Genomic DNA, 12521 nt, shown 5'->3' with positions numbered 1-12521 from the left:
CCGCCCTACCTGCCCTCGGCCTCGTCCATCGCCCGGTAGATCCGCTGCTCCGACACCGGGTACGGGGTGCCCAGCGCCTGGGCGAAGACGTTCACCCGCAGCTCCTCGATCATCCAGCGGATCTGCCGGACCGCCGCCGACTGCCGGCGGCCCGGCGGCAGCGCGGCGAGCATCTCCTGGTACTCCTTCTGCACCACCGCGACCCGGTCCTGCTGCTGCTTGTCGCGCTGCGGGTTGCCCGGCAGCCGGTCCAGCCGCCGCTCGATCGCGGTGAGGTAGCGCAGCAGGTCGGGCAGGCGCGCGTACCCGGTCTCGGTGACGAACCCCTTGTGCACCAGGCCATTGAGCTGGGCCCGGATGTCGGCCAGCGCGGCCACCACCGCCAGGTTCCTCGTGGCGCCGAGCCGCTGCTCCACCGCGTACGCGGCGGCGAGCACCCGGCGGACGCGGTCCATCACCTCGACCACGACGTCGACCAGGTCGGCGCGGACCCTCTCCCGCAGGGCGGCGAAGCCCTCGGCGTCCCACGCCGGGCCGCCCGCCTCGCCGATCAGCTTGTCGATGGCCGCCCCGGCCGCGTCGGAGATCAACTCCTGCACGCCGCCGTGCGGGTTGCGGCTCAGCGCCAGCTTCGCCTCGTTGCTGAGCCGCCCCTGGAGGAACTTCGCCGGCGACGGCACGGTCAGCCGCAGCAGCCGCCGCGTACCCGCCCAGTGCGCGGCCTCCTGTTCGGCCGGCGAGTCGAAGACCTTCACCCCGACCGTGTCGCCCTCGTCGACGAGGGCCGGGTACGCGGTCACGGCGTATCCGGCGCGGACCTGCTCGATGGTGCGCGGCAGCGTGCCGATGCCCCACTCGCGTAGCCCGGTGCGGGCCACGTCCGGCGCGGCGGCGGCCACGACCTGGCGTACCTCCGCCTTGAGCCGGCGTTGCAGGGCCGGCAGGTCCTTGCCCTCGGCGACCGGCTTGTTCTCCTCGTCGAGCACCCGGAAGCGGACCCGCAGGTGCGGCGGCAGCTTCTCCGGCTCCCACGCGTCGCGGGGCACGGTGACGCCGGTCATCCGGCGTAGCTGCCGGGTCAGCGCGTCCAGCAGCGGCTCCTCGCCGGCGGGCATCGCGGCGAGCGCCGCACGGGCGAAGTCCGGCACCGGGACGAAGTTGCGGCGCACCGCCTTGGGCAGCGAGCGGATCAGCGCGATCACGAGCTCCTCGCGCAGCCCGGGCACCTGCCAGTCGAAGCTCTCCGCCGGCACCTGGTTGAGCAGGGGCAGCGGGATGTCGACGGTCACGCCGTCGGTCGGCGTGCCCGGCTCGAACCGGTAGGTCAGCGGCAGGGTCACCCCGTCGGCGGACCACTCGTCGGGGTAGTCGGCCTCGTCCACGCCGGTGCGGCCGGCGTTGACCAGCAGCTCCCGGGTGAAGGTGAGCAGGTCGGGCTGCTCCCGGCGGGTCTTCTTCCACCAGGCGTCGAAGTGCCGTCCGGAGACCACGTCGGCCGGGATGCGGGCGTCGTAGAAGTCGAAGACGGTCTGGTCGTCGACGAGGATGTCGCGGCGTCGGGCCCGGTGCTCCAGCTCCTCGATCTCCGCCAGCAGCCGCTGGTTGTCGGCCCAGAACCGGTGGTGGGTCTGCCAGTCGCCCTCGACGAGGGCGTGCCGGATGAACAGCTCGCGGGACAGCGTCGGGTCGATCCGGCCGAAGTTGACCTTGCGCGAGGTGACCAGCGGGATGCCGTAGAGGGTCACCTTCTCGTAGGCCATCACGGCCGCCTGCTTCTTCTCCCAGTGCGGCTCGCTGTAGCTGCGCTTGACCAGGTGCGTCGCGAGGGGCTCGACCCACTCGGGCTCGACCCGGCCGGCGACCCGGCCCCAGAGGCGGGAGGTCTCCACCAGCTCGGCCGCCATCACCCAGCGCGGTGGCTTCTTGAACAGCGCCGAGCCGGGGAAGAGGGCGAACTTCGCGCCCCGGGCGCCCAGGTACTCGTGCTTCTGCGCGTCCTTGAGCCCGACGTGGGACAGCAGGCCGGGCAGCAGCGACTGGTGCACCTTCGGGGTGTCGATCTCCTCCGGCAGGTCCGCGCCGCCCCGGCGCCGGCCGCCGTCGCCGTCGCGCGCCGGTCGCCCCTCCTCGGGGGTACGCAGCACCTGGCGCAGCTGGCTGACGATGTCCTGCCACTCGCGTACCCGCAGGTAGTTGAGGTACTCGGCCTTGCACATCCGGCGGAACGCGCTGGAGGAGAGCTCACGCTGCTGCTCGCGCAGGTGCCGCCACAGGTTGAGCAGTGTCACGAAGTCCGACTCGCGGTCGGTGAACCGGGCGTGCGCCTGGTCGGCCTGGGCCTGCTTCTCGGCGGGCCGCTCCCGGGGGTCCTGGATCGACAGCGCGGCGGCGATCACCATCACCTCGGTGGCGCAGCCGTTACGCTCGCCCTCCACGACCATCCGGGCCAGCCGCGGGTCGACGGGGAGCTGGGCCAGCCGCCGGCCCAGCGGGGTGAGCCGCTTCGCCGGGTCGGCCTCGGCCGGGTCCAGCGCGCCGAGCTCGTGCAGCAGGTTGACGCCGTCGGCGACGTTGCGCCGGTCCGGCGGGTCGATGAACGGGAACGCGGCGATGTCGCCCAGCCCGATGGAGGTCATCTGGAGGATGACCGAGGCGAGGTTGGTACGCAGGATCTCCGGGTCGGTGAACTCCGGGCGGGACAGGAAGTCCTGCTCGTCGTAGAGGCGGATGCAGATGCCGTCCGAGGTGCGCCCGCAGCGCCCCTTGCGCTGGTTGGCCGACGCCTGGGAGACCGGCTCGATGGGCAGCCGCTGCACCTTGAGCCGGCTGCTGTAGCGGGAGATGCGGGCCGTGCCCGGGTCCACCACGTACTTGATGCCGGGCACGGTGAGCGAGGTCTCCGCGACGTTGGTCGCGAGCACCACCCGGCGCCCGGCGTGCGGGGCGAAGACCCGGTGCTGCTCGGCGGTGGAGAGCCGGGCGTACAGCGGCAGGATCTCGGTGCCGCGCAGCGCCCGCTTCTTCTCCACCAGCTTGCCCAGCGCGTCGGCGGTGTCGCGGATCTCCCGCTCGCCGCTGAGGAAGACCAGGACGTCCCCGGGGCCCTCGGCGGCCAGTTCCTCGACGGCGTCGCCGATGGCCTGGACCTGGTCGCGGACGTTCTCCTCGTCCTCCCCGTCGTCCTCACCCTCGGCCACCTCGACCAGGGGGCGGTAACGCACCTCGACCGGGTACGTGCGCCCGGAGACCTCGACCACCGGCGCCGGTACGCCCTCCGGCTCGTCGGCGGTGGGCGGCCCGGCGAAGTGCCGGGCGAACCGCTCGGTCTCGATGGTCGCCGAGGTGATGATCACCTTGAGGTCGGGCCGGCGGGGGAGGAGCTGCCGGAGGTAGCCGAGGATGAAGTCGATGTTGAGGCTGCGCTCGTGCGCCTCGTCGATGATCAGCGTGTCGTACTGGCGCAGCATCCGGTCGGTCTGCAACTCGGCGAGCAGGATGCCGTCGGTCATCAGCTTGACCAGGCTACGGTCACTCACCTGGTCACTGAAGCGCACCTTGTAGCCGACCACGTCGCCCAGCTCGGTGCCGAGTTCCTCGGCGATGCGGTCCGCCACCGTACGGGCGGCCAGCCGGCGCGGCTGGGTGTGCCCGATCAGCCCGGTGATCCCGCGCCCCAGCTCCAGGCAGATCTTCGGCAGCTGGGTGGTCTTGCCGGAGCCGGTCTCGCCGGCCACGATCACCACCTGGTGGTCGCGGATCGCGGCGGCGATGTCGTCCTTGCGTTCGCTGACCGGCAGCTGGGCCGGGTAGGTGACCACCGGCACGGCGGCGCGCCGGGTCTCCAACACGGCCTCGGCCCGCGCCACGTCGGCGGCGATCTCGCCGAGCGTTGACTCCCGGCGCTGCGGGTCGCGCAGCCGGCGTACCCCGTCCAGGCGTCGTTGCAGGCGGCGCTGGTCGCGGAACATCAGGGGACGGAGGCGGCGGTGCAGCTCGCGGACGGGGTCGGTCGCGGCGGGTGCGGCTGGATTCTGCATGTCGTCGCCAAGGATAGGCAGCCGACGGCCGGACCGCCCCCGGGTTACCGCCGCACCGCCCCGGCCCGCCCGCGCCCGCCCCCGGTCGCGCCCGCCGACGGCTGCGGTCAGGGCCAGCGCGCGGGCGGCCCGCCGGTCTAGAGTGGGACGCCGACCGACCTTGGCCACGGGGGATGGGATGACGATGCGCGACACCGACCGGGCCCTGGTGCAGGCCGCCACGGCGGTCGCCAAGCTGCGCTGCCGCAGCGAGAACCACACGGTCGCCGCCGCCGCGCGCACCCCCGACGGCCGGGTCTTCACCGGGGTCAACGTCTACCACTTCACCGGCGGCCCCTGCGCCGAGGTGGTCGCGGTCGGCGCCGCCGCCACCCAGGGCGTCACCGAGCTGGAGACGATCGTCGCGGTGGGCGACCGGGGGCGCGGGGTGATCCCGCCCTGCGGGCGCTGCCGGCAGGTGCTGCGCGACTACTTCCCCACCATCCGGGTCATCGTCGGGCCGATGGACGCGCTGCGGGTGGTGCACGTGGCCGAGCTGCTGCCGGAGACCTACGTCTGGGCCGACCAGCAGCTCGACGGGCCGGCCGGCCCGGTCCCCACGCCGCGACCGGCCGACTGACGTCCCGGTCGTCGACCGGCCGACTCCACGCCGCGCCGGCCCGGGCGTCAACGACCGGCCGCCCGCCCGTGCGGGCCGCCGACCCGCCGGCCGGTCAGTCCGGAGCGTCGGAGCCGGGCCCCCGCTCCTCCGGCGGTGCCGCCCCGGCCGCGCGCCGTCGACGTAGGCCGACCAGCCCGGCGGCCATGAGTCCGAGCGCCACCAGGGCGATCTTGAAGCCGGTCCGGCCGAAGGCGAGGTGGCCCAGGCCGCTGGTGGCGACGCCGATCCACCAGCCCGGGTCGAGGAACCGTCCCCGGTCGGCGCGGTACTCCCCGTCGCGCAGCCACCAGCCCAGCGCCACCAGCCCCAGCGCCACCGCGCCGGTCAGCAGCGCGGCGACCCGGTACCTCCGGCCATCGCTTCTCCCACCCGCCATGACCGCGACGGTAGCGACCCCGGGCACCCCCGCCCCCGGCGCCGGTCGGCGGCCCGGCCCGACGCCGTCGGCCCCGCCCCGACACCCGTCGGCGGTGCCGACGGCACGGCCCGTCAGTCGCCGGCGGCGGCCTCCAGGATCGACCGGGGCAGCGGCACGCTCTCGAACCGCACGATGCCCTCTGGCACCATCCAACTCATCACCTGCACGCTCAGCCGCCCCGCCCGCACGGCCGGGTCGTTGTGGTAGAGCTCGCGGGCCTCCTGCGCGGAGACGGAGAGCACGACGAATCCGCGCAGCCGTCCAGCGGCAGTTCCGGCGCGTCCGACGGCCGGACCAGGAGCACCACGGTGTGCTGGTCGAATCGCATGCCCACACCCTAGGGCGGCCGGGGCCGCCGACCGACCGGATCCGGCGCTGTCCGCCCTGGTCAGCGCCGCCCGGATCGACGACGGCGAGTTAGGCCGGGCCAGGGCGTTCCGCTACGGTAAGGCGACCCTAAGCGCGAACGTGCAGGAGCCTCGTGACCACCCTCGCCACCCGACCGGCCCCGGCCGGCACCCGGCCCCGGGCGCGTGGCGGCCGTCGGCTCGCGGTCACGGTCGCCGCCGCGTCGGTGCTGCTGCTGGCCGTGCTGGCGAGCTTCGCGCTCGGCAGCCGGGCGCTGGCCGTCGACGAGGTGTGGCGCGCACTGGTCGCCCCGGACGGCGGCGAGGCCGCCACCATCGTGCGGGAACTGCGGATGCCGCGCACCGCGCTCGGCCTCGCCGTCGGGCTGGCGCTCGCGGTCGCCGGGGTCCTCTTCCAGGCCCTCACCCGCAACCCGCTGGCCGAACCGCGGATCCTCGGCATCAGCGCCGGCGCCTCGTTCGGCGTGGTGCTGGCCATCTCCGTCTTCGGCGTGGGCACCCTCGCCGGGTACGTCTGGTTCGGCATCGCCGGCGCGCTCGGGGCCGGTGTGCTGGTCTTCGCCGTCGCGGCCAAGGCCCGCGAGGGCGCCAGCCCGGTCACCCTCGCGCTGGTCGGCGCGGCCCTCGACGCCAGCCTCGCCTCCGTGGTGTACGCGCTGCTCAGCATGGACGCCCGCACCTTCGAGGAGTACCGCTTCTGGGTGGTCGGCGGGCTGACCGGCCGGGACCTCACGGTGGCCGCCCAGGTGCTGCCGTTCGTGCTCGCCGGGCTGGTCCTGGCCGCGCTCGTCGCCCGGGGCCTGGACGCGCTCGCCCTCGGCGACGACGTGGCCCGGGGCCTAGGGCACCGGATCGGGCTGGTCCGCCTCGGCGGCGGCGTCGCCGCGGTGCTGCTCACCGGGGCGGCCGTCGCCGCCGCCGGGCCGATCGCGTTCGTCGGGCTCGCGGTGCCGCACCTGGCCCGCGCCCTGGTCGGCGCGGACCACCGCTGGACCCTCGCGGTCTCGGCGCTGCTCGGGCCCGCGCTGCTGCTCGGCGCCGACGTCGTCGGCCGGCTCGTCGCGCCGCCCGGGGAGGTGCCCGCGGGCATCGTCACCGCGCTGATCGGCGCCCCGCTGCTGGCCTTCCTGGTCCGCCGCGCGAAGGTCGTGACGGCGTGACCGCCCCCGCGACCCCGGCCGTCGGGCGGTCGGCGGGCCGCCCCCGGCTGGGCGTCACCGCGCTGCCCGGGCGGTCGCTGGTGCGGATCGGTCCGGTCAGCGTGCAGGTCCGCCGCCGCTCGGTGCTGGTCGCCGCCGCGCTGGTCGTGCTGCTGCTCGGCGCGGGGGTGCTCAGCCTCTCGCTGGGCACCCCGTACGTCGCCCCGGCCGACGTGCTGCGCGCCCTCTCCGGCGCCGGCACCCCGTACGACCTGGTGGTCCTCGACCTGCGACTGCCCCGGCTGGTGCTGGCAGCGGTGGCCGGCGCGGCCTTCGGGGTGGCCGGCACGCTGATCCAGAGCGTGGCCCGCAACCCGCTGGCCAGCCCCGACGTCGTCGGCATCACCCAGGGCGCCGGTCTCGCCGCGACGGTGGCCCTGACCGGCGGCGTCGCCGCCGTCCTCGTGGCGCCGGCGGCGCTGGTCGGCGGGCTGGTCGCCGCCGTGCTGCTGTTCGTCCTCGGCGCCCGGCACGGGCTGGCCGCCCAGCGGTTCGTGCTCGCCGGCGTGGCGGTCGCCTTCGCACTGCGGGCCCTGACCGAGGTCGTCATGCTCACCGCCGACCCGATCGACGGGCTGCGCGCGCAGATCTGGCTGATCGGCACGCTCGCCGGCAAGGGCTGGACCGAGAGCCTGTGGATCGCCCTCACCCTGGTCGCGCTCCTGCCGGTGCTGGCCTGGGCCGGCTGGGCGCTGAACAGCACCGCCCTGGACGACGACACCGCCCGGGGGATCGGCCTGCGCCCGGTGGCCCGCCGGGTCGGCCTCGCCGGCACCGGGGTGCTGGCCGCCGCGATGGTCACCGCGCAGGTGGGCGCGGTGGACTTCGTCGCCCTGGTCGCCCCGCAGCTGGCCCGCCGGCTGGTCCGCGCCGAGCGCCCGCCGCTGGTCTGCGCCGCGTTGCTCGGGGCGCTGCTGCTGGTGCTGGCCGACCTGGGTGGCCGGCGGCTGTTCGCCCCCACCCAGCTGCCGGCCGGCGTGCTGACCGCCGCCATCGGCGGCCCGTACCTGATCTTCCTGCTGCTCCGTGGCCGGCGGCGGTCCTCGTGATGTCCCACCCTGGCAAGGAGGCGTGATGCTCTCCACCCGCGACCTGGTCGTCGGCTACGACGAGCGGACCGTGCTGGACGGGCTCGACCTGGAGCTGCCCGGCGACGCGTTCACGGTGATCGTCGGGCCGAACGCCTGCGGCAAGTCCACGCTGCTGCGCACCATGGCCCGCCTGCTCACCCCCCGCAGTGGCGCCGTGCTGCTGGACGGCACCGCCATCCGGGACCTGCCGACCCGCGAGGTCGCCCGCCGCCTCGGCGTGCTGCCGCAGAGCCCGCTGGTGCCGGAGGGGGTGACCGTCGCCGACCTGGTCGGGCGGGGCCGGCAGCCGTACCAGCGGTGGTGGCGGCAGTGGTCGGAGTCCGACGGCGCCGCCGTCGACCGGGCCATGGCGCTCGCCGACGTGACGGCGCTGGCGGACCGGCCGGTCGACACCCTCTCCGGCGGCCAGCGCCAGCGCGTCTGGATCGCCATGATTCTCGCCCAGGACACCGAGGCGCTGCTGCTGGACGAGCCGACCACCTTCCTGGACCTCGCCCACCAGGTGGAGGTGCTGGACCTGCTGCACCGGCTGCGCGTCGAGCGGGGCCGTACGGTCGTCGCCGTACTGCACGACCTCAACCAGGCCGCCCGGTACGCCGACCACCTGATCGCCATGCGCTCCGGCGCCGTGGTGGCCGCCGGGCCGCCCCGGGAGATCCTCACCGCCGACCTGGTCCGGGACGTCTTCGGCCTCGACTGCGTGGTCGTGCCCTGCCCGGTGACCGGGGCGCCCCTGGTGGTGCCCGCGCTCACCAGCCCCTCCCTGACCCGCCTGCCCGCCGGGGACGCGGCGACGCCGCTGACCGGCTCGCACCCTTCGAAAGGAATCTGATGCGTCGTCTCGCCGCCGCCCTCACCGCGCTGGCCCTCGGCGTCGGTCTCACCGCCTGCGGTGAGAGCGACCCGGTCGCCGGCACCACCACCGGGGAGACCCGGGAGATCACCCACGCCATGGGCACCACGAAGGTGCCGACGGAACCGAAGCGCGTCGTCGTGCTCGACACCGACAAGATCGACACCGCGCTGACCCTCGGCGTCACGCCGGTCGGCGCCGCCACCGCCGGCGAGGCGCGGAGCTGGCCGACCTACTTCGGCGAGGAGAAGCTCGCCGGCATCAAGGAGGTCGGGGTGCTCACCGAGCCCGACCTGGAGGCCATCAACGCCCTCAAGCCGGACCTGATCCTGGGCAGCAAGTTCCGCCAGGAGAAGTTCTACGACGAGCTGGCCGCCATCGCGCCGACCGTCTTCACCGAGAAGGTCGGCATCACCTGGAAGGAGAACTTCCTCTTCGACGGCGCCGCGCTCGGCAAGGAGCAGCAGGCCAAGGACCTGCTGGCCACGTACGAGACGCGGGCCAGGGAGTTCGGCGCCAAGCTCGGCGACGCCGCCACGCGCGAGGTCTCCATCGTCCGCTTCATGCCCACCGAGATCCGGGTGTACGGGCCGGACTCGTTCTCCGGCATCGTCATCGGCGACACCGGGCTGGGCCGCCCCGAGCGCCAGCAGCTCACCGGCAAGGAGGACCGGCGGATGGACCGGGTCAGCCCGGAGCGGATCGGCGAGGTCGACGGTGACGTCATCTTCGTGACCGCGTACGGCGAGAAGGCCGCCGCCGAGCAGGCCAAGGTCACCGGCGGGACGCTCTGGAAGGGGCTGTCGGCGGTCAAGGCGGGCAAGTCGCACGTCGTCTCCGACGAGATCTGGATGACCGGCATCGGTATCGGCGCCGCCGACAAGATCCTCGACGACCTGGAGAAGTACCTCACCGCCTGACGCGGCCGCGCGCGGCAGCCGCTACGGCTGCCGCGCGTCACCCGCCACGGACTCGCCGGCGGCGCGCCGCAGCGAGCGGTAGCGGGGGAGGTCCTCGCGGGCCGGCCCGCCCCGCCGGACCCGCTCGGCCGGGCGCACCGCCGGCTGGTCCGGCACCCGGGGCGCCTCCCCGCTCTCCGTGACCAGGTCCTCGGTCTCCTGGACGAGGTAGTGCGGCCGCCGTTTGGTCTCGTAGTAGATCCGGCCGATGTACTCGCCGATCACGCCCAGGATCGTCATCTGGATGCCGCCGAGGCCGATCACGCTGACGATGATGGTGGTGTAGCCGGGAACGTCGATCCCCTTGTCGACGGCGTCCGCGACCACCCAGGCCATGTAGACCACCGCGATCAGGGTGAGGAACAGGCCGCCGTAGATCGCCAGCCGCAGCGGCCGGTTGTTGAACGACAGCAGCCCGTCGAAGGCGTAGTTGAACAGCTTGCCGAACGTCCACCTGCTCCGGCCCGTCTGCCGGGTCTCGTTGCCGTGCGCGACCACCACCGTCCGGAAGCCGATCCAGGAGAACAGCCCCTTCGAGAAGCGGTTGTACTCCGGCATCGCCAGCACCGCGTCCACCGCGAGCCGGGACAGCAGCCGGAAGTCACCCGCCCCGTCCAGCAGCCGCACGTCGATCCACCAGTTGACCACCCGGTAGAAGGACCGCGAGGCCAGCATCCGGACGAACCGGTCACCACGCCGGTCCCGGCGCGCGATCACCTGGTCGAAACCCTGCCGGTACAACGCCACCATGTCGGGCAGCAGCCGTGGCGGATGCTGGAGGTCGGCGTCCATGATGACCACCGCGTCCCCGGTGGCCCGCTCCAGCCCGGCCAGCATCGCCGCCTCCTTGCCGAAGTTGCGGCTCAGCGACGTGTAGCGCACGGTGGGATCGGCGGCGGCGAGCCGGCGCAGCGCCACGAGGGTGCCGTCGGAGCTGCCGTCGTCGACGTACACCACCTCGATGTCGACGTCGGACAGCTCCGCGACCGCGGCGGTCACCGCGGTGTGCAGCCGCTCCACCGAGGCTTCCTCGTTGAAGCAGGGCACCACCAGCGACAGGAGCACCTCCGTCACCCCGCCCGGCCGGTGCCCGAGGATCCCCGGCCCGCGCCGCGCGGCCCCGCGCCACCCCGGTCAGAGGCGGTAGACCAGCACACCATCGATCTCCTCCCGGGTGACGCCGAGCCCGTCGAACGGTCGGTCCGCGATGCCCTCCCAGGGCGTCCCGGCGGTCCAGCCCGGCAGGGCCACCACGGACCGCACCCCGATGCCCCGCAGGTACGCCACGCTGCCCGGATCGGGGAAGGCGGCCGTCGCGGCCCGGGTCTGCGCCTGGGTGACCGGCTCGAACCCGGCCAGCCCGTTCGTCACCCGGGGGAACCCGTCCGTCGTCCACAACATGAAGATCAGGTCGACCGCGCCACCGGCGGGCAGCACCAGCATCGGTTCCCCCGCCGTACGCATCGCGGCCGGCGGCGTCGGCACCACCGGATGCGCCGTCCGGTTGACCCCCTCCAACCCGACCAGGGCCAGCGGCACCAGCAGGAGCACGGGTGCGAGGAACCTGGCCCAGCCCCGGGACGACCACCGCCGCACCGCCGTGGCGAACACCGTCACCGTGCCCGCCGCCAGCACCGCCAGCAGCAGGCTGGTCCAGTGCATCATCCGGCCCGGCGTGCGCAACGCGTCCCAGCCCGGCAGGTGCTTCGACAGCGTCAGGTAGCCCGGGTCCCCGTCGCCGCCGAGGGTGACACCCAGGCCCAGCAGCACCGTGCCGAGCACGCCGAGCCCCAACGCGACCCGGTGCCGGGCCGGAAACACCGAGACGAACAGCCCCGCCGCGGCCAACGCGAGCAGGACCATCCCGGGCAGCAACGCCATCTCCGGCGGCCAGGACAGCTGTTCCCGGGCCGCCGCGTGCCGCTCGCCCCACCACCACGAGTCCGCCGGGGCGGTGACGAAGCCGATCAGCGGCGGCGAGAACATCTCCGTCCAGGCCAGCGACCGCTCGGCCTGCGGGTTGAGGTCGACGACCCGCAGGTAGACCAGGCCCAGCAGCAGCGTCACCGCGCCGAAGACGGCCCCGCCGGCCAGGTCGGCGACCAGCAGCCGCCGGCCGAACGCGGGACGTCGCCCGCGCCGCCACCACGACCAGCCGTATCCGCCGGCCCCGACCAGCACCGCGGCCAGCAGGAAGTAGACCAGCGGCAGCCCGATGCCGAAGCCCAGGCTGATCTGCCAGGCGGCGACGAGCCACCCCGCCAGGGCCCAGCCCGGACGCCGTCGCTCCGGCCGGTAGCCGTGCCGCAGCGACCAGCCGTGCCCGCGGGCCAGCATCGCCAGGCACAACGCGATCCCGCCGCTGGACAGGATGTTCAGGTGACCGGAGTGCGCCAGCCGCCAGGGCGCGTACGCCCACGCGATCCCGGCGACCGCCCCGCCCAGCCGGCCCGCGCCGAGCTGCCGGACCAGCGCGTACGCCCCGACGAAGGCCAGCGCGTGCACCAGCACGTACATCACGTTGTAGCGGACCAGGGCGGCCTCGAAGCCCGAGCCGAGCATCCCGAACGGGGCGTATCCGAGCAGGGTGTCGCTGTAGGCGTACGTGTGGGTCTCGGGGAAGAACGTGTTCGAGTGCCAGAGACCGGCCGGGTTGTTGAGCACGGCGTGCCCGGCCCAGGCCATCTGCCACGCCTGCAACGTGGGGTCGCCGATGTCGCCGGGAATGGTGCTCGCCGGATGCCGCATCGTCGGCCAGGTCAGCACCACCGCGAGCAGCAGCCCGCCGAGCACCGCCAGCGTCCATTCGTGGCGCAGCCAGCTCCACCGCTCCCGCCGGCCGGGGTCCCTGGGAGCGGAAACCTGGTCGTGGTCGGCGATCTCGGCGGGCGGACGGGCGTCCGTGGACCCGGTGGTCATGAAGATAGATGATTCA

General features: G+C 74.3%; 10 protein-coding genes. 5 read left to right on the top strand and 5 right to left on the bottom strand.

Going from position 1 to position 12521, the window contains the following annotated elements:
- Positions 1-5: 5 nt before the first annotated feature.
- Positions 6-4037: an ATP-dependent RNA helicase HrpA gene (gene hrpA / locus ACFHW0_RS12370; RefSeq protein ID WP_416607421.1), complete on the bottom strand. Its 4032-nt coding sequence runs from the start codon at positions 4035-4037 to the stop codon at positions 6-8.
- 178 nt (positions 4038-4215) lie between these two features.
- Here hrpA and ACFHW0_RS12365 point away from each other — a divergent pair, with 178 nt between their 5' ends.
- Positions 4216-4656 carry a cytidine deaminase gene (locus tag ACFHW0_RS12365; protein WP_416607420.1) on the top strand — a complete coding sequence of 147 codons (441 nt, stop codon included), beginning with the start codon at positions 4216-4218 and terminating at the stop codon, positions 4654-4656.
- Between the two features lie 94 nt (positions 4657-4750).
- On the opposite strand, the gene ACFHW0_RS12360 is transcribed toward ACFHW0_RS12365, so the two are convergent.
- Positions 4751-5074, bottom strand: a complete 324-nt coding sequence (locus ACFHW0_RS12360) for a hypothetical protein (RefSeq protein ID WP_416607419.1) — start codon at positions 5072-5074, stop codon at positions 4751-4753.
- A gap of 113 nt (positions 5075-5187) precedes the next feature.
- Entirely contained in the window at positions 5188-5358 is a 171-nt protein-coding gene (locus ACFHW0_RS12355; protein WP_416607418.1) for a hypothetical protein, read from the bottom strand.
- Positions 5359-5597: 239 nt separating this feature from the next.
- On the opposite strand from ACFHW0_RS12355, the gene ACFHW0_RS12350 reads away from it, so the two are divergent.
- Genes ACFHW0_RS12350 through ACFHW0_RS12335 form a run of 4 tightly spaced genes read left to right on the top strand, consistent with a single transcriptional unit; the run spans position 5598 to position 9547 of the window.
- Positions 5598-6644: a FecCD family ABC transporter permease gene (locus ACFHW0_RS12350; protein WP_416607417.1), complete on the top strand. Its 1047-nt coding sequence runs from the start codon at positions 5598-5600 to the stop codon at positions 6642-6644.
- Positions 6641-7732 carry a FecCD family ABC transporter permease gene (locus tag ACFHW0_RS12345; protein ID WP_416607416.1) on the top strand — a complete coding sequence of 364 codons (1092 nt, stop codon included), beginning with the start codon at positions 6641-6643 and terminating at the stop codon, positions 7730-7732. Before ACFHW0_RS12350 ends, ACFHW0_RS12345 begins: the two co-directional genes overlap by 4 nt.
- Before the next feature lie 25 nt (positions 7733-7757).
- Positions 7758-8606 (top strand): ABC transporter ATP-binding protein, encoded by an 849-nt coding sequence (locus tag ACFHW0_RS12340; protein WP_416607415.1) that lies wholly within the window; start codon positions 7758-7760, stop codon positions 8604-8606.
- Positions 8606-9547: an ABC transporter substrate-binding protein gene (locus ACFHW0_RS12335; protein WP_416607414.1), complete on the top strand. Its 942-nt coding sequence runs from the start codon at positions 8606-8608 to the stop codon at positions 9545-9547. Before ACFHW0_RS12340 ends, ACFHW0_RS12335 begins: the two co-directional genes overlap by 1 nt.
- 21 nt (positions 9548-9568) lie before the next feature.
- Here the strand turns inward: ACFHW0_RS12335 and ACFHW0_RS12330 are convergent, their stop codons facing one another.
- Together ACFHW0_RS12330 and ACFHW0_RS12325 are read right to left on the bottom strand one after the other, a co-directional pair.
- Positions 9569-10660 carry a glycosyltransferase family 2 protein gene (locus ACFHW0_RS12330; protein ID WP_416607413.1) on the bottom strand — a complete coding sequence of 364 codons (1092 nt, stop codon included), beginning with the start codon at positions 10658-10660 and terminating at the stop codon, positions 9569-9571.
- A 60-nt stretch (positions 10661-10720) separates the two neighbouring features.
- Positions 10721-12505 (bottom strand): hypothetical protein, encoded by a 1785-nt coding sequence (locus tag ACFHW0_RS12325; RefSeq protein WP_416607412.1) that lies wholly within the window; start codon positions 12503-12505, stop codon positions 10721-10723.
- Positions 12506-12521: the final 16 nt, after the last annotated feature.

This window comes from Micromonospora sp. LOL_025, from assembly GCF_048060285.1.
In the GTDB taxonomy this organism is placed as follows: domain Bacteria; phylum Actinomycetota; class Actinomycetes; order Mycobacteriales; family Micromonosporaceae; genus Micromonospora.
Note: the sequence above shows the minus strand (reverse complement) of the source record. Positions and strands in the feature narration are given on the sequence as shown.

Coding starts and splice junctions, on each gene's coding strand:
- ACFHW0_RS12340 (WP_416607415.1), top strand. CDS start 7,758: ATGCTCTCCACCCGCGACCTGGTCGTCGGCTACGACGAGCGGACCGTG.
- ACFHW0_RS12365 (WP_416607420.1), top strand. CDS start 4,216: ATGACGATGCGCGACACCGACCGGGCCCTGGTGCAGGCCGCCACGGCG.
- hrpA (WP_416607421.1), bottom strand. CDS start 4,037: ATGCAGAATCCAGCCGCACCCGCCGCGACCGACCCCGTCCGCGAGCTG.
- ACFHW0_RS12325 (WP_416607412.1), bottom strand. CDS start 12,505: ATGACCACCGGGTCCACGGACGCCCGTCCGCCCGCCGAGATCGCCGAC.
- ACFHW0_RS12360 (WP_416607419.1), bottom strand. CDS start 5,074: ATGGCGGGTGGGAGAAGCGATGGCCGGAGGTACCGGGTCGCCGCGCTG.
- ACFHW0_RS12335 (WP_416607414.1), top strand. CDS start 8,606: ATGCGTCGTCTCGCCGCCGCCCTCACCGCGCTGGCCCTCGGCGTCGGT.